At 67.8% G+C, this 19,969-nt stretch carries 16 protein-coding genes; 4 read left to right on the top strand and 12 right to left on the bottom strand.

What is annotated here, in order from left to right:
- Nucleotides 1-73: 73 nt before the first annotated feature.
- Genes ISF28_RS06165 through tyrS form a run of 4 tightly spaced genes read right to left on the bottom strand, consistent with a single transcriptional unit; the run spans nt 74 to nt 3,216 of the window.
- The gene (locus ISF28_RS06165; RefSeq protein ID WP_198116286.1) at nt 74-748 is read right to left on the bottom strand and encodes a histidine phosphatase family protein; all 675 of its coding nucleotides are present in this window, start codon (nt 746-748) and stop codon (nt 74-76) included.
- A 5-nt stretch (nt 749-753) separates the two neighbouring features.
- Nucleotides 754-1,428: a YbhB/YbcL family Raf kinase inhibitor-like protein gene (locus ISF28_RS06160; RefSeq protein ID WP_198116285.1), complete on the bottom strand. Its 675-nt coding sequence runs from the start codon at nt 1,426-1,428 to the stop codon at nt 754-756.
- 58 nt (nt 1,429-1,486) lie between these two features.
- Nucleotides 1,487-1,945, bottom strand: a complete 459-nt coding sequence (dtd, locus tag ISF28_RS06155) for a D-aminoacyl-tRNA deacylase (RefSeq protein ID WP_198116284.1) — start codon at nt 1,943-1,945, stop codon at nt 1,487-1,489.
- The gene (gene tyrS / locus ISF28_RS06150) at nt 1,942-3,216 is read right to left on the bottom strand and encodes a tyrosine--tRNA ligase (RefSeq protein WP_198116283.1); all 1,275 of its coding nucleotides are present in this window, start codon (nt 3,214-3,216) and stop codon (nt 1,942-1,944) included. Before tyrS ends, dtd begins: the two co-directional genes overlap by 4 nt.
- Nucleotides 3,217-3,385: 169 nt before the next feature.
- Here tyrS and ISF28_RS06145 point away from each other — a divergent pair, with 169 nt between their 5' ends.
- The 4 genes from ISF28_RS06145 (at nt 3,386) to ISF28_RS06130 (ending at nt 7,381) form a co-directional block, all read left to right on the top strand.
- On the top strand, nt 3,386-4,744 hold the full coding sequence (locus ISF28_RS06145) for a M23 family metallopeptidase (protein WP_198116282.1): 1,359 nt from the start codon (nt 3,386-3,388) through the stop codon (nt 4,742-4,744).
- 76 nt (nt 4,745-4,820) lie between these two features.
- The gene (locus tag ISF28_RS06140) at nt 4,821-5,921 is read left to right on the top strand and encodes an anhydro-N-acetylmuramic acid kinase (RefSeq protein WP_198116281.1); all 1,101 of its coding nucleotides are present in this window, start codon (nt 4,821-4,823) and stop codon (nt 5,919-5,921) included.
- 90 nt (nt 5,922-6,011) lie between these two features.
- Nucleotides 6,012-6,479: a hypothetical protein gene (locus ISF28_RS06135; RefSeq protein WP_198116280.1), complete on the top strand. Its 468-nt coding sequence runs from the start codon at nt 6,012-6,014 to the stop codon at nt 6,477-6,479.
- Nucleotides 6,479-7,381: a DUF2145 domain-containing protein gene (locus ISF28_RS06130; protein WP_198116279.1), complete on the top strand. Its 903-nt coding sequence runs from the start codon at nt 6,479-6,481 to the stop codon at nt 7,379-7,381. Before ISF28_RS06135 ends, ISF28_RS06130 begins: the two co-directional genes overlap by 1 nt.
- Nucleotides 7,382-7,405: 24 nt before the next feature.
- On the opposite strand, the gene ISF28_RS06125 is transcribed toward ISF28_RS06130, so the two are convergent.
- From ISF28_RS06125 to ISF28_RS06090, 8 genes are all read right to left on the bottom strand, one after another.
- Nucleotides 7,406-9,640 carry a beta-glucosidase gene (locus ISF28_RS06125; protein ID WP_198116278.1) on the bottom strand — a complete coding sequence of 745 codons (2,235 nt, stop codon included), beginning with the start codon at nt 9,638-9,640 and terminating at the stop codon, nt 7,406-7,408.
- Between the two features lie 13 nt (nt 9,641-9,653).
- The gene (locus tag ISF28_RS06120; RefSeq protein ID WP_198116277.1) at nt 9,654-11,096 is read right to left on the bottom strand and encodes a family 8 glycosyl hydrolase; all 1,443 of its coding nucleotides are present in this window, start codon (nt 11,094-11,096) and stop codon (nt 9,654-9,656) included.
- 227 nt (nt 11,097-11,323) lie between these two features.
- Nucleotides 11,324-11,695, bottom strand: a complete 372-nt coding sequence (erpA, locus tag ISF28_RS06115) for an iron-sulfur cluster insertion protein ErpA (RefSeq protein ID WP_198116276.1) — start codon at nt 11,693-11,695, stop codon at nt 11,324-11,326.
- Between the two features lie 54 nt (nt 11,696-11,749).
- Nucleotides 11,750-12,166 carry a bactofilin family protein gene (locus ISF28_RS06110; RefSeq protein WP_198116275.1) on the bottom strand — a complete coding sequence of 139 codons (417 nt, stop codon included), beginning with the start codon at nt 12,164-12,166 and terminating at the stop codon, nt 11,750-11,752.
- Between the two features lie 129 nt (nt 12,167-12,295).
- A complete protein-coding gene (argC, locus tag ISF28_RS06105) occupies nt 12,296-13,333 on the bottom strand; it encodes an N-acetyl-gamma-glutamyl-phosphate reductase (protein ID WP_198116274.1) in 1,038 nt (345 codons plus the stop codon).
- Nucleotides 13,334-13,526: 193 nt separating this feature from the next.
- Entirely contained in the window at nt 13,527-14,834 is a 1,308-nt protein-coding gene (locus ISF28_RS06100) for an ABC transporter substrate-binding protein (protein WP_198116273.1), read from the bottom strand.
- A gap of 11 nt (nt 14,835-14,845) precedes the next feature.
- The gene (locus ISF28_RS06095) at nt 14,846-17,761 is read right to left on the bottom strand and encodes an NHLP bacteriocin export ABC transporter permease/ATPase subunit (protein ID WP_198116272.1); all 2,916 of its coding nucleotides are present in this window, start codon (nt 17,759-17,761) and stop codon (nt 14,846-14,848) included.
- The gene (locus ISF28_RS06090; RefSeq protein ID WP_198116271.1) at nt 17,754-19,967 is read right to left on the bottom strand and encodes an NHLP family bacteriocin export ABC transporter peptidase/permease/ATPase subunit; all 2,214 of its coding nucleotides are present in this window, start codon (nt 19,965-19,967) and stop codon (nt 17,754-17,756) included. Before ISF28_RS06090 ends, ISF28_RS06095 begins: the two co-directional genes overlap by 8 nt.
- Nucleotides 19,968-19,969 lie beyond the last annotated feature (2 nt).

Below are 19,969 nucleotides of genomic sequence, written 5' to 3'. Positions count from 1 at the left end.
TTATCAGCACATTTTTTTGCCAAGTTGTTGCGCACGCACCAGAAAAACACTTGCCATTCCCACCAGCATGCGGTCAAGGCAGCTCGTCCAGCACGGCCGGACGCAGGTGATCCACCTCGCCCCAGCTGTGCAAGACGAGGCCGCCGGCGGCCGGATCGAAGCGGAAGCGGTTGATGCTGGCGTTAAAGACCTTGAAATCGCGCGGCGTTTCCAGCGGCAGCCCGCGCGCCAGCCGGTAGGCGCATTCCAGCACGCCGCCATGCGCGACGAGCGCGACGGTCTTGCCCGCATGCGCCGCCGCCAGCGCCAGGATGGCGCCCGTGGCGCGGTCGAAGAAGGTGCGGAAGCTCTCCCCCACGTTGCGGCCCGGCGGCAGTTGCGCGTCGACGTCGCGCGCCTGCCAGGCGGCGAATTCGCGCGGGAAGCGCTGCTCGATTTCGCTGTACAGCAAACCTTCGAAACCGCCGTAGCCGCGCTCGCGCAGCGCCGGTTCGATGTCCAGCGCCAGGCCGCGCAGGTCGGCCACGGCCTGGGCCGTCTGGCGCGCGCGCCGCAAGTCGCTGGCGACGAGCACGTCGATGGATTCCGTCGCCAGCGCGCCCGCCAGCAGCGCGGCCTGGCGCTCGCCCTCGTCGTTGAGCGGAATGTCGAGATGACCCTGCAGGCGGCGTTCGGCGTTCCAGGCCGTTTCGCCATGGCGGATCAGGAGGATGTCGGTGGGTCGTGCGGATGCGGTCGTTATCGTCATGCGGGTCAGGAAGGCTGGCCGATCAGATTGCCCGCCACGTCGGGATTGAGCGAATACACGCCGAAGATTTTCGCCTCGTCCAGGATGTGCCCCGTGATGGCCAGGCGCGCCTCCTTGCCGGTGAAGCGGCCCTCCAGCGGCAGGCGCGGGATGTCGAGCGCATACAGCGTAAAGACGTAGGTATGGACGCGCTCGTCGTTCCACGGCGGGCACGGGCCATCGTAGCCGTAGTATTCGCCCGCCATGTCGGGATCGTTCGCGAACCAGCCCGTGTAATCGTTGATGCCGTGGCGCAGCTGGTGTTCCGTGCCGTTCTTGATCGTAAACGGCACGAGCGGCCCGCTCTTGCCGCCCGGCGTGACCATGTCCGAGAACATGCCCTCGGCGAACGATTTCAGGCAGACGGGAATGTCGACCAGCGACCAGTGATAGAAATCCGTACGCGGCAGCGTGTCGGAAACGGTCCGGCCTTCCTGGTTCACGTCGCTGCCGTCCGTCGGCACGTCGAGGTCGTGCACGAGCAGCACCAGCGACTGCGTGCCGGCCGGCACGTCGTCCCAGGCAATGTGGGGGCTGCGGTTGTTCGACAGCTTGATGTGCGAGCCGGGGTCCATCTCGGCAAACGCGCATCGGGGCGGGATCATGTCGCCCTCGGTAAAGGAATCGCTCCAGATCTTCATGTTATGTCTCCCTGCCATCTCGCCGTCTGACCGCCGCTGCGGCCCGCGGTTTCCATTTTCACGTCGCGACACGGGGTGGATCAATACGTAGCCAGAACGTCACCGGTCCGTCATTGATCAGCGCCACCTTCATGTCGGCGCCGAAACGCCCCGTTTCGACGATACCGTGACGCTCGCGCGCCTGGCGCACGACATGGTCGAACAGCCGGCGCCCGTCGTCCGGCGCGGCCGCCGGCGAGAACGAAGGCCGGGTGCCGGAGCGGGTGTCGGCCGCCAGCGTGAACTGCGGCACGAGCAACAGGCCGCCCGCCACGTCCGTCACGCTGCGGTTCATCTTGCCGGCGTCGTCGGAAAACACGCGGTAGGCCAGCAGCTTCGCGAGCAGCGCGTCGGCCTCGCGCTCGGTATCACCCTTTTCCGCGCACACGAGCACCATCAGGCCGCGCCCGATGGCCCCCGTGATCTCGCCGTCGACGGTGACGCTGGCCTCGCTGACCCGTTGCAGCAGGCCGATCATGCGCTCAAGGTCACGCGGGCGAACTTGCGCTTGCCCACCTGCAGCACGAAGGTGCCGGCCTGCACTTGCAGCGCCTTGTCGGCGACGACGGTGCCGTCGATGCGCACGCCGCCCTGGTCGATCATGCGCATGGCTTCCGAGCTGGACGCGCACAAGCCGGTCTGGCGCAGCAGTTGCGGCAGGCCCAGCGGCGCGCCGGACACGGCCACTTCCGGCACGTCGTCCGGGATGCCGCCCTTGGAGCGGTTGACGAAGTCGGCCAGCGCATCCTCGGCCGCCTGCTGCGAGTGGAAGCGGGCCACGATTTCCTGGGCCAGCGCGACCTTGGCGTCGCGCGGGTTGCGGCCGCCTTCGACTTCCGCCTTCAGCGCGGCCAGGTCCTGGAGCGAGCGGAACGACAGCAGCTCGTAGTACTTCCACATCATGACGTCCGAGATGCTCATCAACTTGCCGAACATCGTGTTGGCCGGTTCCGTGATGCCGATGTAGTTGTTCTTGGACTTGGACATCTTTTCGACGCCGTCCAGGCCTTCCAGCAGCGGCATCGTGAGGATGCACTGCGGCTCCTGGCCGTAGTCTTTCTGCAACTCGCGACCCACCAGCAGATTAAATTTCTGGTCCGTTCCACCTAGCTCAAGGTCCGCTTTCAAAGCGACGGAATCGTAGCCCTGCATCAACGGATAGAGGAACTCATGAACCGAGATCGGAGTCCCACTCTTGTAGCGCTTGGTAAAGTCGTCGCGCTCCATCATGCGAGCGACGGTGTAACGCGATGCGAGCTGGATCATGCCGCGCGCGCCCAAAGCGTCGCACCATTCGGAGTTGTAGCGGATTTCCGTGCGCGCCGGGTCGAGCACGAGCGACGCCTGCTTGAAATACGTGGCGGCATTGGCCTCGACCTGCTCGCGGGTCAGCGGCGGACGGGTGGCGTTGCGGCCCGACGGGTCGCCGATCATCGACGTGAAATCGCCGATCAGGAAGATCACCTGGTGGCCCAGGTCCTGCAGTTGGCGCAGCTTGTTCAGCACGACAGTGTGGCCGAGGTGCAGGTCGGGCGCGGTCGGATCCAGGCCCAGCTTGATGCGCAGCGGTACGCCGCTCTGTTCCGAGCGGGCCAGTTTCTGGGCAAACTCGCTTTCGATCAGCAGCTCGTCCACGCCGCGTTTCGTGATGGCGAGGGCTTCCTGGACGGCATCGCTCAGGGGCAGGAGTGCCGGGCCGGCTGCTGGCGTTGCTGTTTTTGCATTACCAGAAATTTCTGGAGAAGTCATAAAAATCTTGTAGGAAAAGGACTAAAGCGGTTGTAAGACCCGGTATTTTGATATAATTCGCGATCCCGTCAATCTTGCCGCACGAAAAGTTTCAACGACAACAAGAACTAATAACGACAAAAAATCACGTGGTCTTGGGCTGTTCAAGCGGTAAATTTTAACTGATTGCATGAACCCAATACAGAAAATCACCGGCAAGCGCTGGTTTGGCCTGGCTGAAACGAGCCGCAAAACCCGCATCGTCGCCGGGGGTGCTGCAGCCCTGGCACTGTGCGCCTTCGGCGCCACCGCAGTCGCACCGATCGCGCCGGACGCATCCGATCTGCCGGTCAAATCGGTCGCGCAAGACCTGCAACTGCCGAACCTGGCAGATCAGATCGCGGCCCTCCAGCAAGACCAGCAGCAATTCATCCACGAAGAACGCATCCGCCGCGGCGACTCGCTGGGCTCCGTGTTCACCCGTCTCGGCATCGAAGACCAGCAAGCCCAGGCCTTCGTCCGCTCCGACAAGGTCGCCCGCTCCATCCTCTCGCTCAAGACCGGCAAGCGCATCCAGGCCGAAACGGACGAGAACGGCCTGCTGCTGAGCCTGCACGCGACGATCGCCGACAAGGACCAGTACAAGACGGTCACCGTGACGCGCAAGGGCGACAAGTTCGTCTCCGACGCGGCACCGGCCCAGCTCGAGCGCCGTGTCGAGATGCGTTCGCGTAACATCACGAGCTCGCTGTACGCCGCCACCGACGATGCCAGCGACGGCAGCCAGATCCCCGATTCCATCGTCAACCAGATCGTCGAGATGTTCTCGACGAACATCGACTTCCGCTCCGACCTGAAGCGCGGCGACCGTTTCAACGTGGTCTACGAAACGTACTGGCTGGATGGCGAGATGGTGCGCACGGGCCGCATCCTGGCCGGCGAATTCGTCAACCGCGGCGTCGCCTACCAGTCCGTCTGGTACGAAGACCCCGTCACCCACCAGGGCGGTTACTACAGCCTGGACGGCAAGTCGCTGAAGCGGGCATTCCTCAAGTCGCCGGTGGCGTTCAACCGCATCTCGTCGGGCTTCTCGATGCGTCTGCACCCCGTGTTCGGCGTGTGGAAGAAGCACGAAGGCGTCGACTTCGCGGCGCCGCTGGGCACCCCGATCAAGGCGGCCGGCGACGGCGTCGTCCAGTTCGTCGGCACCCAGAACGGCTACGGCAACATCGTCGTGCTCAAGCACTGGTCCAACTACAGCACCGCCTACGGCCACATGAGCCGCTTCGCCAGCGGCCTGCACCGCGGCCAGAAAGTGGCGCAGGGCGACGTGATCGGCTACGTGGGTGCGACGGGCTGGGCGACGGGCCCGCACCTGCACTACGAATTCCGCATCGGCGGCCACGCCACCGACCCGATGGCACTCAAGAACCTGCAGCAACAGCCGCTGTCGCCGGGCGAATTGACCCGCTTCCGGATGGCCGCCGCCGAGATGTCGCACCGCTTCTCCCTGCTGTCGCCGGCCGGTAACGCGATGGCCGCACGCTGATCGATCCGTTTCGTTTTACGAACGCCTTGCACGGCATGCCTGCAAGGCGTTTTGCTTTTCAGGACTGGAAACGACCATGGCATCCACTCTTTATATCGGCCTGATGTCCGGCACGAGCCTGGACGGCGTCGACGGCGTGCTGGCCGACTTTTCGGGTCGCGGCATGCGCACCCTGGACGCCGCCTTCACGCCGTTCCCGGCCGACCTGCGCGCCGAGCTGATGGCCTTGCAGGCCGCCAGCGCAAACGAACTGGAACGCGAAGCGCTCGCCGCCAATGCGCTCGCCCACTGCTACGCCGAGTGCGCCCGCACGCTGGCCGCGGCCGCCCCCGGCCCGGTGCGCGCCGTCGCCGTGCACGGCCAGACGATCCGCCACCGCCCCGAACTGGGTTTTACGCGCCAGACCAATAATCCCGCGCTGCTGGCCGAGCTTACCGGCATCGACGTCATCGCCGACTTCCGCAGCCGCGACGTGGCCGCCGGCGGCCAGGGCGCGCCGCTCGTGCCCGCCTTTCACGAAGCGCGCTTCGGCAAACGCGGCCAGGTGCGCGTCGTCGTCAACATCGGCGGCATCGGCAACATCAGCGTGCTGCACGGCGACGGCCGCGTGCACGGCTACGACACCGGCCCCGGCAACGTGCTGATGGATTTGTGGATCGCGCGCCACCGCGGCCTCCCGTACGACCAGGACGGCGCCTGGGCCGCCACCGGCACGGTCGACGCGCCCCTGCTCGACCTCCTGCTGGACGAGCCGTACTTCCGCCAGCCGCCGCCCAAGAGCACGGGCCGCGACCTGTTCCACGCCGGCTGGCTCGATGCGCATCTGGCCCGGCGCCCCGGTCTCGATCCGGCCGACGTGCAAGCGACCCTGACGCGGCTGACGGCTGTCTCGATCGCGCGCGCCATCCAGGCCGAGACGGCCGCGCGGCCGGCGCAGGCCGTCTACGTGTGCGGCGGCGGCGCGTACAATGCCGTGCTGCTGCGCGACATCGCGGCCGCGCTCGGCGGTAACATCCCGGTCACGTCGACGGAGACGCTGGGCGTCGCGCCGAACCGCGTGGAAGCCCTCGCCTTCGCCTGGCTGGGCTACCGCTTCCTGCGCCGCCAGCCGGGCAACTTGCCGGCCGTGACGGGCGCCGCGGGGCCGCGCATCCTGGGCGCGCTGTATCCGGCGTGACCCGGTTTGCGGCAAAACCACGGCCGTCTTCTCAGCGGGACGCCGCACTTGTACCATGGTGACTACCCAATTCGCTTAAGAAAGACCCTCATGACCTTCACCACCCTCACCCGCGCGCTCGCCCTGGCCCTCGCCGCGGCCGCCATGTCCGTCCCCGCCCACGCCGACAGCCTCGCCTCGTCCGCCTCGAGCGCGGGCTCGGCCTCGTCGGGCAGCATCTCCGATTCGCTCGGCGGGTCCAGCAACAGCTCGAACGGCGACAAGAAACACGTGGCCGCGGGTCCGTACCGCGTGATCGACGTCGCCCAGGCCCCGGCCAAGGCGGGCACCACGCGCGTCACGCTGCGCGCCGCCGCCGGCGACGCCGCCACCGAATTCTGGGTCGACGTGCCCGACCGCGCGCTGGCCGACCGCCGCGTCGGCAAAGGCGACATCGTGCAGGTGAGCGAGCGCGTGTACGGCTACGAATTCGCGTACGGCGACACGCAAAAGCCCTTCTTCCTCGCGCTGCAGGACGACTGGTATCGCGAACTGGCTTCGCGCAAGGTCACGATCTGATGACGTGCCGCGGGCTCGTCGCGGCCGCGCTGCTGTTCTTTGCGAGCGCGGGCGCGTGGGCCGGCATACCGACGTTCTGCGACCGCGCCGACAAGGTCACGGCCGCGGCCCAGGACCGCGTGCTGCGCTTCGCGGCCGCCGTCAAGGACGAACTGGCGCGTTCGGGCAGCAATGTCGCCCTCGTGGCGCGCGCGGGCCTGGACCTGTCCCGGTTCGGCCTCCTGTATTCGCACGCCGGCATCGCCCTGAAGGACGGCCCCGGCGGCCCGTGGGCCGTGCGCCAGCTGTACTACGCGTGCGACGAATCGCGTCCGCGCCTGTTCGACCAGGGCATGTCCGGCTTCGTGCTCGGCGCCGACAACCCGGCCCACGGCCACGTCGCGCTGCTGTTCCCGCCCGGGCAGGACAGCGCGCAGCTCGAACGGACGGCCCTGGACAAACCCCTGGCCCTGGCGCTGCTGGGCGAGCGCTACAGCGCGAACGCCTACGCCTTCGGCACGCGCTACCAGAACTGCAACCAGTGGGTGGCTGAGCTGCTCGCGTTCGCGTGGGGACACCTCGCCGGCTCGAATGCCCCGCGCGCCCGCGCGCAGGCGTGGCTGCGCGCGCAAGGCTATGCGGCCACGCCCGTCCGGATCCCGTCGCACTGGACGATGTTCGCCGGCCAGTTCGTGCCCCTCGTGCACGTGGGCGACCACCCGCTCGACGACGTCTACGCGCTCGCGCTGCACATCAGCGTGCCGACGACGATCGAGGCATTCGTCAGGAAGGAAGCGCCGCGGACGCGCCGCGTGGAGCTGTGCCACGACGAGCGCCGCATCGTCGTGCACCGCGGCTGGGAGCCGCTCGGCGCCCGGTGCGACCCGCTGCCGGGCGACGAAGTGATCGCCCTCGCGCCCTGATTCCAGCCAGGTCCAGCCAGGCCGTCACTCCTTGTGGACGGCGCTCCAGACCATGTCCGGCAGCGTCACGTCGACGGCCACCGGCAGGTCGTCCGCCGCCTGCCCGAACAGCACGCGATACGTGCCCGCGCGTACGTGCCAGCTGTTGTCCGCGACTTCGTACGTGGCCAGCAGGCGCGGATCGACGGCCTGCGTGAACGCGTTCGCGGCGCCCGGCTGCAGCTCGAGCTTCTGGAACGCGACGAGGCGTTTCGGCGCCTCCCACCCTGACGCCTTCGCGTCCGCCGGCGCGACGTACACCTGCACGACGCCCTTGCCGGCCAGACGGCCCGTGTTGCGCAGCGCGGCGCCGACCGTGAGCACGCCGTTCGCCACGTGCGCCTTCGGTTCGGCGACCGCGAAATTCGTGTAGCTCAGGCCGTGGCCGAACGCGAACAACGGTTTATACCCTTTCGCGTCGTACCACTTGTAGCCGATCGCGGCGCCTTCGTCGTACGTGATGTGGACGGGGATGCCGTCCGGGCGGCCGAAGCCCGGAATCTCCGCGTGCGCCAGCTGCGCGTTCGATGCGGGAAAGCTGATCGGCAGGTGCCCCGACGGATTGACCTTGCCCGTCAGGATGCGCGCGATGGCCTGGCCCCCGCGGATGCCGGGATAGAACGCTTCCAGCACGGCCGGCACCTGGGGGAGCCACGGCATCAATACTGCGCCGCCCGATTCCACGACGACGACCGTCTTCGGGTTCGCGCGCGCGACGGCGGCGACGAGCGCGTCCTGGTTGCCGTCCAGTTCCAGCTTGCCGTCGAAGCCCTCGCCCAACCACTGCGTCACGAACACGACGGCGACGTCGGACCGCTTCGCCAGCGCGACGGCCGCATCGATGTCGGCGCCGCTCGCGTAACCGATCTTCGCTGCCGGCAGCTCGGCCTTGAGCGCGGCCAGCGGCGACGACGGCATGTAGACGACGGGGCCCGGCCAGGTCTTCGGTTCCACGTTCGGCACGGGATTGCCGCCGACGGGCGTGACGCCGGACGAACCGCCGCCGGCGAGCACGCCCTTGTCCGCATGGCCGCCGATGACGGCGACGGATTTCACCTGCGCGAGCGGCAGCAGGTTGTTGTCGTTCTTGAGCAGCACGAGCGATTCCTCGGCCGCGCGCTGCGACACGGCGGCGTGCGCGGCGAAATCGATCTTGCCGGTCTTGGGCGGGTCGTCGAACGCGCCGGTCCGGAACAGCGGCCACAGGATGCGCTGCGCCATGTCGTCCAGCCGCTGCATCGAGACTTCGCCCTTGGCCATCGCCGCTTTAAAATTTTTTGCCGAGTAGAACGGGCCGTGGTGGTTGCAGCACGGGTAGCCCGTGAACTGGTCGAGGCCGAAGTTCGCCGCGTCCGCCGTCGAGTGGACGGCGCCCCAGTCGGCCATCACGTAACCCTTGAATTTCCAGTCCTGCTTCAGCGTCTTGTTCAGCAGGTATTCGTTCTCGCACGCCCAGCGGCCGTTCACGAGGTTGTACGAGCACATGACGGAGCCCGGCTTCGCCAGCTCGTCGAGGATCTCGAACGCGAGCAGGTCCGACTGGCGCATGGCCTCGGGCGCGATCGTGACGTCGATCGTCGTGCGCTGGCTTTCCTGGTCGTTGATGGCGAAGTGCTTCATCGTCGACACCATGTGGCGCGACTGGATGCCGTTCACGAGGCCCGCGGCCATGCGGCCGGCCAGCAGCGGATCCTCGCCCACGTATTCGAAGTTGCGGCCGTTGCGCGGCTCGCGCGCCAGGTTCGCGCCGCCGGCCAGGAAGGTGTTGAAGCCGGACGCGCGCGCCTCGTCGGCGATCATGCGTCCGCCCGCCTGCGACACGGCCGGGTCGAAGCTGGCCGCCGTCGCCAGCGACGACGGCAGCGCCGTGCGTTCCATGCCGCTCACGCGCACGCCGATCGACGCGTCGGTCTGCCATTGCGGCGGGATGCCGAGGCGCGGGATGCCGGGCACGTAGCCGGCCGAGCCCTCGATGTGGTGCGCCGCGACGTCGGCCTTGATCGCCGGCGGCACGATGTCGTCCGGCTGCTTCGCCACGTCTTTCTTGTCGGTGTAGCTGACGATCAGCAGCAGCTTTTCGTCGAGCGTCATGGCGGCGACGGCCGCGCGCGCGCGCTCGTCGGCGGATTTCGATTTGTCCAGCCAGGCTCGCTCCTGGGCCGCCTGCGCACCCATTGCAGCGCAGGCGAGAAGAACCGCCACGGTCGTTTGCTTCATCATGCTTATCTCCTTGTTATTTGTGGTTTGTATCGATCACGCGGAATTCGCCGCCCAGGTGCATCATGCTCATCAAATACAGCATACCGTCGAAGTAGCGCTGCTCGCCGCTCGGCACGGGCGTATTCCACAGCGCGCGCAGGAAGTCGTCGGCCACCTGTCCCGGCGTGGCCGCCAGGCTGCCGACGGCGGCCGCGGCCAGCATGCCGGTCGAGTGGCGATCCGACAGCGGCTTGCCGTCCAAGGTGTAGCGGTCGGCGAAGCGGTCCACGCCCTGCGACGCCAGGAAATGCTGGACGCGGTCGGACAGCGCCTGCTGGCGCGGGTCCTTGTTCCACCAGCTGCGGTCGACCGACCAGTTGCTGATCGTACGCCAGCTATCGTAGCCGAACGTGCCGGGGCTGCCGTCCCAGTTCTTCAACGGCGTGCCGTCGAAGCCGGCGCGGTCGGGGCCGAGGCCCGTCGCGGGGTCGGCCGTCTGCACGAAGAAGTCGCGGCTGGCGCCGGCGGCGCGGGCCCAGAACGCGCGGTCCTCGCGCGGGCCCCAGCGCGCCCACAGCTCGTAGAACGCGGGCAGGTGATAAGACGGATCGGTGCCGGGAATGAACGTCTCGGGCACGAAGCGGACCATCGCATGCGCCTCGTCGACCATGGGGCCGACGGTCACGGCGCGGGGTTCGCGGCGCGGACGGTGCGGCGGCCACGGCTTGCCGGCCTTGTCGGCCGCCGCCTGCTCTCGTCGGCTGTTGGGGCTGGGCCAGGGCGTGTCCGGCTCGACGAATGGCGGGTCGTTCGGATGGATGCGGAACGGCGGCAGGCCCGTCACGACCGGATGGTGGCGCATGCCGCGCAGGATGGTGTCCCCTTCGCGCTGGTAGTCGTAGATGCCCTTGCCGTTGCCCCAGCGGCGCGCGGCGAAGTACAGGGCCATCGCATAGTATTCCTCGCCGTCCGGGGCGGCGCCGGTGGCGCGCGGCGTGCCGTCCGTGTTCATCGACCACGCAAAATAGCCGCGCGACGGGTTGGCGGGATCGGTCGTCAACATATACGTTTTCGACCAGTTCCACAGCGCGTCGAATTCGCGCTTCTTGCCGAGCTGCACGGCAATCATCATGGCGTAGCTCATGCCCTCCGTGCGGACGTCGTTGTTGGCCCAGTCCGTGACGTAGGCGAGCGGGCCGTTCTCGTTGGCCCCCGTTTCGAAGTAGACGCGCTGTTCCTGGCCGTCGCCGTGAAAGAGTTGCTGGAACGCATGCTCGATCCGCGCATGGGTCTCTTGCGGGCTCAGGCCCAGGCGTTCGGCGAACAAGTTGCGGTAGTGCTGCGTGCGGTAGGCGCCGGCACCATCGTCGACGCGCGCCGTGGCGGACGCGGCGGGCGACGTCTGCGCCTGGGCGGCACCGGCCCAGGCGAGGATGATAGCGGTAACACCGCCGAGCAGGATGGGTGCCCTCGACATTGTTTTTCTCTCGTCTTATCGGTTTGTGTGTCTCCTTGCCGCCACGTCCGCGCTGGGCGGACGGCCGTCGGCGCGGTCAGTGTACTACGGCCGATTGCCTATAAGCCATTGTTTAGATTGTCATTACGGCAGCATCCAACACTTTTGCCGACGCAAAAAAAACGCCCCGGGCATGCCGGGGCGGTTTTCGGTGTCGAGGCGCCAAGGGCGCCAAAGGGCGCTGACGCTTATGCGGAGAACGACGAACCGCAGCCGCAGGTCGACTGTGCGTTCGGGTTCTTGATGACGAACTGGGCGCCTTCGAGGTCGTCCTTGTAGTCGATCTCGGCGCCGACCAGGTACTGGTAGCTCATCGAGTCGATCAGCAGGGTGACGCCGTTCTTTTCCATCGTCGTGTCGTCATCGTTCACGATCTCGTCGAAGGTGAAGCCGTACTGGAAACCCGAGCAACCGCCGCCCTGCACGAACACGCGCAGTTTCAGGTCGGGATTGCCTTCTTCCTCGATCAGTTGGGCAACCTTCTGGGCAGCGCTGTCGGTGAAGTTGATGGGCGCGGGGATCGTGTCTTGTGCGTTTTGCACGTCGGCGACTGCATTCATGGATAAACTCCTGATTGGATTCGGATTTCGTCCATTATAGACCGTTGGCGCCAGTCATGCTGAAGCCCCTTCGGCCGCCACGCCGAGGTGGAAAACGGGTTCCGGGGCGCTCACGGCAACGTCGGGCTGATGCGTCAGCTTGCCGGTGACGAGGGCGCCGCCGTGCATTTCCAGCAGGCGGTAATGGACATCCCCATGTATGCGGCCTTTCGGCTGCAATTCAAGGAGTTCGGACGAATATACCATCCCCGCGATATAGCCGTTGACGACCAGGTTGGCGCAGCGCACCTCGCCTTCGATGCGCGCGTGCTCGGAAACGATCAACACGCTGTCGTTGCCGTCCGCGGCAACGACGTTGCCGTGCACCTCACCGTCGATGCGCAGACCGCCGGTGAACACCAGATCCCCTTCGATGCGTGCGGATATACCGATCAGGCTATCGATTTCGCTTTTTGCGTTACGACCGAACATGATTGTCCCCCGTGCGTTGCGTGACCAAACGTCACCCTGTCCAACAGTCAATGTACCGTTGCCAACGCTTATCGCCTTGATCTGTATCTTGTGGTCAAGGGGGTGAGCGGTCCGGGGGCCGGACGATCCTTACGGCAGCAACGCGATCTGCTTCAGGCCGGTGCTTTCCGGCAAGCCGAACATGAGGTTCATGCACTGCACGGCCTGGCCGGACGCGCCCTTGACCAGGTTGTCCTGCACGACGAGGACGACGACCGTGTTGCCGTTGTCCGGACGGTGCAGCGCGATGCGCAGCATGTTCGAGCCGCGCGTGGACCGGGTTTCCGGGTGCGAGCCGAACGGCATGACGTCGACGAAGTCCGCGTCCTTGTACTGCTCTTCGAACAGCGCTTGCAGGGCCTCGTTCGTGATGTCCTGGGTGAGGCGCGCGTACAGGGTCGAATGCATGCCGCGGATCATCGGCACGAGGTGCGGCGTGAAGATCAGGCCGACTTTCTGGTCCGTGTAGCGCTGCAGCTGGGCCGACGTCTCCGGCGTGTGACGGTGGCCGTGCACGCCGTAGGCCTTGAAATTGTCGCTGGCTTCCGAGAACAGCGTGCCGATCTCGGCCTTGCGGCCGGCGCCCGACACGCCCGACTTGCTGTCGGCGATCAGGTTGCCGGCGTCGACGATGCCCGCCTTCAGCAGCGGATAGAACCCCAGCTGCATCGTGGTCGGATAGCAGCCCGGGTTGGCGATCAGGCGCGCCTTCTTGATGTCGTCACGGTTCAGTTCCGGCAGGCCGTACACGGCCTCTTCCAGCAGCTCCGGGGCGCTGTGCGGGATCTTGTACCACTTCTCGAACGTGGCCTGGTCCTTCAGGCGGAAGTCGGCGGCCAGGTCGATCACCTTGACGCCGGCGGCGATCAGCTCGGGCGCCTGGGCCATGGCGACGCCGTGCGGGGTCGCGAAGAACACGACGTCGCACTGCTTCAGGTCGGCCTTGTCCGGGCTCGAGAACGCGATGTCGACGTGGCCGCGCAGCGAGGGAAACATGTCGGCGACGGGCAGGCCGTCTTCCTTGCGCGACGTGATGGCGGTCAGTTGCGCCTCGGGGTGGGCAGCGAGCAGACGCAGCAATTCCACGCCCGTGTAGCCGGTGCCGCCAACGATGCCAACTTTGATCATGTCTGTTTCCCCTCAGTAAATGAATGCGTTTTGTACGAGCCCACAATTTTAGCAGGCTGCCAAGAGGCGTGCTGCATAGCCGCATGACGACCGCAGAGCGCGCCTCACCAGCAATTCGGGGTCAGAGCACAATTTTCTGGAAATTCGGGGTCAGAGCACATTTCATGGAAATTGCACCGAGGGAGCGAACGTATCACCGCACCGCAGAGAACGACCCGCTATCCCGCACGCGGGCGGACGGACGAAACGCGGTTTCGCGACCAGGAAAAATGACGCTCTGACCCCGAATTTTCGAGAAAATGTGCTCTGACCCCGAATTTGCCGACCCGGATTGGCTACCGGTGCCGGCGGCTGGCGGGCTGTTTTCGAAGTAGACGAAGCGGCCGCCCTTGACGATGACCTTGGCCAGCGGTTTCGACACGGGGTCGCCCGTTGCGCTGAAGGTGCTGACGCCGGTGACGCCGCGGTAATCGCGCGTGCCGCGCAGCGCCGCGGCCACTTTCGCGGGCACGATGCTGCCGGCCTGCTTCATCGCGTGCGCCAGCAGCCGCACCGCGTCATAGCCCTGGGCGGCCGTGCTGTCCGGCTCCGTGCCGAATCGCTGGCGGAACCGCGCGCTGAACGCGCGTGCTTCCGGCCGCGGGTCGCCGGCATTGAACAGCGCAAAGACGACCGTGCCTTCGACGCTGTCGCCGCCCAGGCGGATCAAGTCCGGCGAATCGAGGCCGGCGGCGCCGAACACGGGCACCTTGAGGCCGGCCGCGCGCGCGTCGCGCAGGATCTCGGCGCTTTCCGGCAGCGAGCCGCACAGGAACACGGCATCCGTCTTCAGGAATGCCGCCCATTCCGCCAGCAGGGCCGCATGGTTGTCGCCCCCCATGTTGTAGGAACGGCGGTCCGCGATCGTGATGCCCAGCTCGTGGGCGCGCTGTTCGAAATAGTTCGCCAGGTCGATCCCGTAATCGTTCTTGATGTAGTAGATCGCCACGCTTTTATAGCCCTGGGCGGCAGCGTAGTCGCCGATCTGGCGGCCCTGGTCGCGATTGCCCGGCAGGCTGCGGAAGACCAGCTTCGCCCCCCGCTCCGTGAGCTTCTGGCCGCTCGCGCCCGGCGTGATCATGACGAGGCCCGCCCGTTCGTAGATCTGCGACGCCGGCACGGTGATGTAGGTGTTCAGGTGGCCGATCACGGCCGCCACGTCGAGATCGTCGGCGATTTCCTGCGCCACGAGGCGGCCCTTGCTCAGCGACGAGGCATCGTCCTTGTACAGGATCTTGAGCGGCCGCCCGTTCAACACGCCGCCTTCGTGGTTGATCTCTTCCACGGCCAGATCGACGCCTTGCGCGAGCGACGCCTTGCCCAGCTTGAGCGGCCAGGCCACGGCGACGGTCACGGGGCCCGTGCTGTCCGCCAGGTGGTGCGCGCGCTGCCGGGCCGGCGTGTCGCTGTCGCAGGAGGCCAGCGTCAGCAGGGCCGCGAAGATCAGTATCCAGGCTTTCATCGTGTTTGTCCTCATACCATCTGGCGTTTCGCCAGCTCCGCGAACAGGCCGTCCCGTGCCAGCAGTTCGGCGTAGGCGCCCGCCTGCACGATGCGGCCCTTGTCCAGCACGAAGATGCGGTCGGCGTTGATGATCGTGCTGAGCCGGTGCGCGATCACGACCCGCGTCGCGCGCAGCTTGTCCATGCTGGCGCTGACGATGGCCTGGCTCTGGTTGTCCAGCGCGCTGGTGGCCTCGTCGAAGAAGACGATGCGCGGCTTGTTGACGATCGCCCGCGCGATCAGGAGCCGCTGGCGCTGCCCGCCCGACAGCGTGCCGCCGCCGTCGCTCACCAGCGAATGCATCCCCATCGGCATGGCCTTGATGTCTTGATCGAGTCCGCACGCGGCGGCCGCTTCCCACGCGTCGTCCAGGGTCAGGCCCGTCGAGCCGACGATGTTGCTGTAGATGTCGCCGCTCATCAGGCGCCCGCTTTGCAGGACCACGCCGAGCTGGCGCCGCACGGCGCCGACGTCGACCTCGTCCAGGTTGTGGCCGTCGTAGTACACGCCGCCGCTCGTCGGCCGCTCGAAGCCGAGCATCAGGCGCAGCAAGGTCGACTTGCCCGAGCCGGACGACCCGACCAGCGCGACGAATTCCCCGGGCTTGATGGCGAGCGAGACATCGTCGAGGACGGGCGGCGCGTCCGGCGCGTAGGCGAAGCGGACGTTGCTCAATTCGATGGCGCCGGCAAGCTGGCCCGGGTGCGGCTTGGCCGGGTCGACTTCCGGCACGGTCTCGAGGAACGGCTTGGTGCGCTCGTAGGTGGCGCGGATCGTCTGCAGGTCGATCCCCGTCTGCGCCAGCGCCAGCGCGGCGCCGAGGAAAATGGTCCAGGCGGCGTTGAAGGCGATGAAGTCGCCGGTCGACAGCCGGCTCCCGGCGCCGGCGCCGAGGGTGGCCGCGAGGCAGGCGAAGATGGCGGCGCTGGCCGTCACCGGGAACGCGGCGGAGAACACGCCGCCGGCGATGTTCAATCCGCCGATGCGCACCGCGCAGCGTTTCTGGACGGCGAACGCGGCGGCCCAGTTGGCGAACGCGCGCGACTCCGAGCCCGTGATGTGCAGCTTGGCGATGCCGCTCAGGTATTCGAGCACCAGGCCGGCCACCCTGCCCGCCTGCTCCCCGCCGGCGCCGGCCAGCCGGCTGCGCGCGCGGCCGATCGCCACGTTGAACGCGACGGCCGCCGCGACCAGCGCCAGCGCGACGAAGGCGAGGCGCACGCTGTAGTAAAACAGCAGGAACACGTTCAGCAACGAGAACAGGCTGCTGACCAGGGTGGTGATCATGGTCCCCGACAGGATCTGCCGGATCTCGTTGACGCCGTTGATCCGCGTCGCCAGGTCGCCCGCCGAGTAGCTGCGGAAGAACGGCACCGGCAAGCCCAGCACCCGGTCCCAGATCGCCGCCTGCAGGTCGGTGCTGGCCTTGCCTTCGATGCGCAGCATCGCCAGCGCCCGCGTGGCCTCGAACAGCAAGGTCACCAGGCTGGCGATGAACAGGATGACGACCAGCTGGATCATCTGGACGTGGTCGGCGGCCGGGAACACGCTGTCGAACAGGTGGCCGCTGGCCAGCGGGATCGCCATCCCGAGCAGCGCGCTGGCCAGGGCGATCCCCGCCACCGTGGCGAGATCCCGTTCGCGTCCCCGCGCCAGGAAGCGGAGGATGTCGCCCAGGCCGAGCCGCCGCGCCGGCAGGCCGGAATAGAACATCACCGCGAAGGGACCCAGCGTGTCGGCGAATTCGCGGTCGACCTTGCAGCGCGTGCCGTCGGCCGGATCGACCGCCTCGTAGCCGCCGGCGCGCGACGGCAGCAGCGCGAGCGGCTCGCGGCTGGCCGCCACTTGCGCGAGCAGCGGGCCGTTGTCGTGCGTCCACCACGCGCCCTTCAACACCACGTTGCGGGTGCGTACGCTCGACGTCTGCGCGATCTCCTTGACCAGGTTGCGCCGCGCGCCCGGATCGGCCGGCGGCGGCGGCGCCTTGAACGCGATGTCCTGCACCGCGCCGATGATGCGGCAGGCCGCCAGCACGCGGTCGCCGCCGGCGCCGCCGATGTTATCCGACGCGGCGCCGAACAGCGCGGCCAGGCCGGCCAGCGCATCGGCCATCAGGCGGCTGCCGGTCGCGCTCCTGGCCTGCAGCCGGTTCAGCTCCTCCGCTTCCTCGCGGCGCTTCTGCCGGATCGCGGCCTCGAACAGGACGAGGAACAGGCGCTCGGCGCCGTCCAGCAAGGCCGCCACGCCGGCGCGCGCGGCCAGCGTGGCGCTGGCGCAGCTGGCCAGCGCGCCGTCGGCGGCCAAGGTCACGTGGGTGCCCGGCGGCACCGGCAGCGGCAGGCCGGGCGCCAGCGCGCAATACTCGGCGAGCATGCCCTCGCCCCGTTCCAGCTCGACCCAGATCCCGTGCGTTTCCGGCGCCAGCGTCAGCCCGCCCGCGGACGCCGCGTGGCGGTCGCCGGCGCGCAGGGTCAGGCTGTCCGGCGGCACGCGCCGCTGCAGGCCGGCGCCGATATTGGCGACCAGCTGGTCGAGCAAGGCCGTCACGGTCACCCCGAACGGCGTGGCGGCGAGCGCCTCCAGCAGCGCCGCGCGCGGCATCACGTGGTAGTGCGTGTCCGGCGCCGGCACGACGGCCAGCACTTCGGGACCGGCGGCGTCGATCGCCGGGAAGGCCAGGATCTGGCCCGCCGCCACCGAGAACAGGTAGCGCCGCGCGCCGGCCGGCGCGGCGCCGTCGGCCGCGACGAGGAACACGTCGACGCCGCCGCGCTCGACGAACCACGCGGCCTCGTTCGACCGCACCAGGTGGACGGCGCCGCGCGCGCCGGGCGCGCCCAGCCGCGGCAACCGTTCGTGCAGGGCGGCGCTTTCGCTCTCACTCATTCGCAATCAACCTCGCATACTTGCCGTTCAATTCGAGCAGGTCCTGGTGCGTCCCGCGCTCGACCACCTTGCCCTTGTCCAGCACGATGATCTCGTCGCAGTCGCGCACCGCGCTCAGGCGGTGCGCCACGACCAGGCAGCTGCAGCCGCGCCGGCGCAGGTTGGCGTCGACGGTCTTCTCGGTCAGCGGATCGAGCGCGCTGGTGGCTTCGTCGAGCACCAGCAGGCGCGGATTGGACGTCAGCGCACGCGCGATCTCCAGGCGCTGGCGCTGGCCGCCGCTGAAGTTGGCGCCGCCTTCCGCGACCGGGCTGTCGTAGCCGCCGGGCCGCGCCGAGATCACGTCGTGCACGCAGGCGTCCTTGGCCGCGCTCACCATCACGGTCTGGGACACCGTGTCGTCCCACATCGAGAGGTTGTCGCGGATCGTGCCCGAGAACAGCGCGATGTCCTGGTCGACCGCCGCCATCGAATTGAGCAGCTGGCGCCGCGGCCAGGCGTCGCGGGGCTTGCCGTCGAACAGGATGTCGCCTTCCCACGGCTCGTACAGGCCCACCACCAGCTTCGAGATGGTCGACTTGCCGCACCCGGACCCGCCGACCAGTGCGATGCGCTGGCCGGGCTTGAGCGTCATGCTGAAGTCTTCCAGCAGCGGCGCCTCGAGCCGGCTGTAGCCGAAGGTGACGTTGCGCAGTTCCAGGTGCCCTTCCAGCTTGGCCGCCTGCAGCGTCTCGCCGGCGCGTTCGCTCTTGGCGATGTCCTCGCTCGGCTGGCTCATCACGTCGTCGAGCCGGTCCATGTCGCCCTGGAACCCCTGGATCTTGCCACCCAGCGCGACCAGGGCGTTGACCGGCGTGACGAAGCTGGCGACGAGCGCCTGGAACGCGACCAGTATGCCGATGGTCATGTCGCCCGCCATCACGCGCGCGCCGCCGATGCCCAGCACCAGCGCGGCGTTGGTCGCAGTCAGGAACTTGGGCAGCAGGTCGAGCGCGATCGAGGTGCGGCTCACCTCCTGCGTGGAATTGGTCAGGCGCGCCTGGTAGCCGGCCCAACGGCTGAAGAAGTCGGACTCGGCGCCGGACGCCTTCAGGGTCTCGATCAGCATCAGGCCGTTCATCGACGTGCCGATCACCTTGCCGCGGTCGATCGCCATTTTCTGGTTCAACTCGATGCGCTTCTCCGACACCCAGCGCAGCACCAGCACGTTGATGCCGGCGATGCCTATCGTCAGGAGGCTCATCGCGACGTCGTAGAACATCATGATCGCGGCGAAGAACGCGGCCGTGACGACCCCGAGGACGCCGGCCACCACGTCCTCCGACAGGATGTTCGCGACCCGGTCGGCGATGCCCACGCGCGCGCCGATGTCGCCCGCCGAGCGCTGCTGGTAAAACGCCACCGGCAGGCGCAGCACGTGCCAGAAGAAGCGCGCCGACGTCGACAGCGAGATCCGCGTCTCGAGCTTGAGCAGGTAGTGTTTCTGCAGCCACGTGAGACCGGCGACCAGCAGCGCGGTGGCCAGCATGCCGCCCACGAGCGGCCCTTCCCAGCCGGTCAGCCCGCCGACCAGCACGCGGTCGATGAACACCGACGTGAACACCGGGATCACCATCCCCGGCAGCACGAGGGCCAGCCCCGCCAGCACGAGGAACAGCAGCGCCGTGCCGCTGCCCGCCAGCCGGCGGCGCAGCGCGTCGGCCAGGCTGCGCGGCTGCCCGGACGGGACGAAATCGGGGCCCGGCTCGAACGCCAGCACGATCCCCGTGAACGACTGATCGAATTCGTCCGGGTCGATGCGGCGCCGGCCCATCGCCGGGTCGTTCAGCAGCACGACGTCGCCGTCGAAGCCGTCCACGACGACGAAGTGGTTGAAGTTCCAGAAGACGATCATGGGCAGGCGCATCGTGCGCAGGTCGGCCGGTTCCTTGCGCAGGCCGCGCGCGACGAGGCCGTGCTTGCGCGCGGCCTTGACGATGTTGCTGGCCTTGCTGCCGTCGCGCGACACGCCGCAGTCCACGCGCAGCTGCTCGAGCGGCAGGAACTTGCCGTAGTACGCGAGGATCATCGCCAGCGAGGCCGCGCCGCATTCGACGGCCTCCATCTGCAGGATCGCGGGGGAGCCGGCGCGCCGGACCGTGCCGGCGCCCCCGCGCGCCTTGCGCAGCCAGGCCGCGGCGGAAGCGATGGGTCGGAACGCCGCCATGC

Source organism: Massilia rhizosphaerae (genome assembly GCF_016093545.1).
GTDB lineage: Bacteria > Pseudomonadota > Gammaproteobacteria > Burkholderiales > Burkholderiaceae_D > Telluria > Telluria rhizosphaerae.
The sequence above is the reverse complement of the archived record's forward strand: the minus strand, read 5'-3'. Positions and strand labels throughout refer to the sequence as shown.

Excerpts from the sequence above, each read along its gene's own strand:
- ISF28_RS06165 (WP_198116286.1), bottom strand. The coding sequence starts at position 748 with ATGACGATAACGACCGCATCCGCACGACCCACCGACATCCTCCTGATC.
- ISF28_RS06160 (WP_198116285.1), bottom strand. The coding sequence starts at position 1,428 with ATGAAGATCTGGAGCGATTCCTTTACCGAGGGCGACATGATCCCGCCC.
- dtd (WP_198116284.1), bottom strand. The coding sequence starts at position 1,945 with ATGATCGGCCTGCTGCAACGGGTCAGCGAGGCCAGCGTCACCGTCGAC.
- tyrS (WP_198116283.1), bottom strand. The coding sequence starts at position 3,216 with ATGACTTCTCCAGAAATTTCTGGTAATGCAAAAACAGCAACGCCAGCA.
- ISF28_RS06145 (WP_198116282.1), top strand. The coding sequence starts at position 3,386 with ATGAACCCAATACAGAAAATCACCGGCAAGCGCTGGTTTGGCCTGGCT.
- ISF28_RS06140 (WP_198116281.1), top strand. The coding sequence starts at position 4,821 with ATGGCATCCACTCTTTATATCGGCCTGATGTCCGGCACGAGCCTGGAC.
- ISF28_RS06135 (WP_198116280.1), top strand. The coding sequence starts at position 6,012 with ATGACCTTCACCACCCTCACCCGCGCGCTCGCCCTGGCCCTCGCCGCG.
- ISF28_RS06130 (WP_198116279.1), top strand. The coding sequence starts at position 6,479 with ATGACGTGCCGCGGGCTCGTCGCGGCCGCGCTGCTGTTCTTTGCGAGC.
- ISF28_RS06125 (WP_198116278.1), bottom strand. The coding sequence starts at position 9,640 with ATGATGAAGCAAACGACCGTGGCGGTTCTTCTCGCCTGCGCTGCAATG.
- ISF28_RS06120 (WP_198116277.1), bottom strand. The coding sequence starts at position 11,096 with ATGTCGAGGGCACCCATCCTGCTCGGCGGTGTTACCGCTATCATCCTC.
- erpA (WP_198116276.1), bottom strand. The coding sequence starts at position 11,695 with ATGAATGCAGTCGCCGACGTGCAAAACGCACAAGACACGATCCCCGCG.
- ISF28_RS06110 (WP_198116275.1), bottom strand. The coding sequence starts at position 12,166 with ATGTTCGGTCGTAACGCAAAAAGCGAAATCGATAGCCTGATCGGTATA.
- argC (WP_198116274.1), bottom strand. The coding sequence starts at position 13,333 with ATGATCAAAGTTGGCATCGTTGGCGGCACCGGCTACACGGGCGTGGAA.
- ISF28_RS06100 (WP_198116273.1), bottom strand. The coding sequence starts at position 14,834 with ATGAAAGCCTGGATACTGATCTTCGCGGCCCTGCTGACGCTGGCCTCC.
- ISF28_RS06095 (WP_198116272.1), bottom strand. The coding sequence starts at position 17,761 with ATGAGTGAGAGCGAAAGCGCCGCCCTGCACGAACGGTTGCCGCGGCTG.
- ISF28_RS06090 (WP_198116271.1), bottom strand. The coding sequence starts at position 19,967 with ATGGCGGCGTTCCGACCCATCGCTTCCGCCGCGGCCTGGCTGCGCAAG.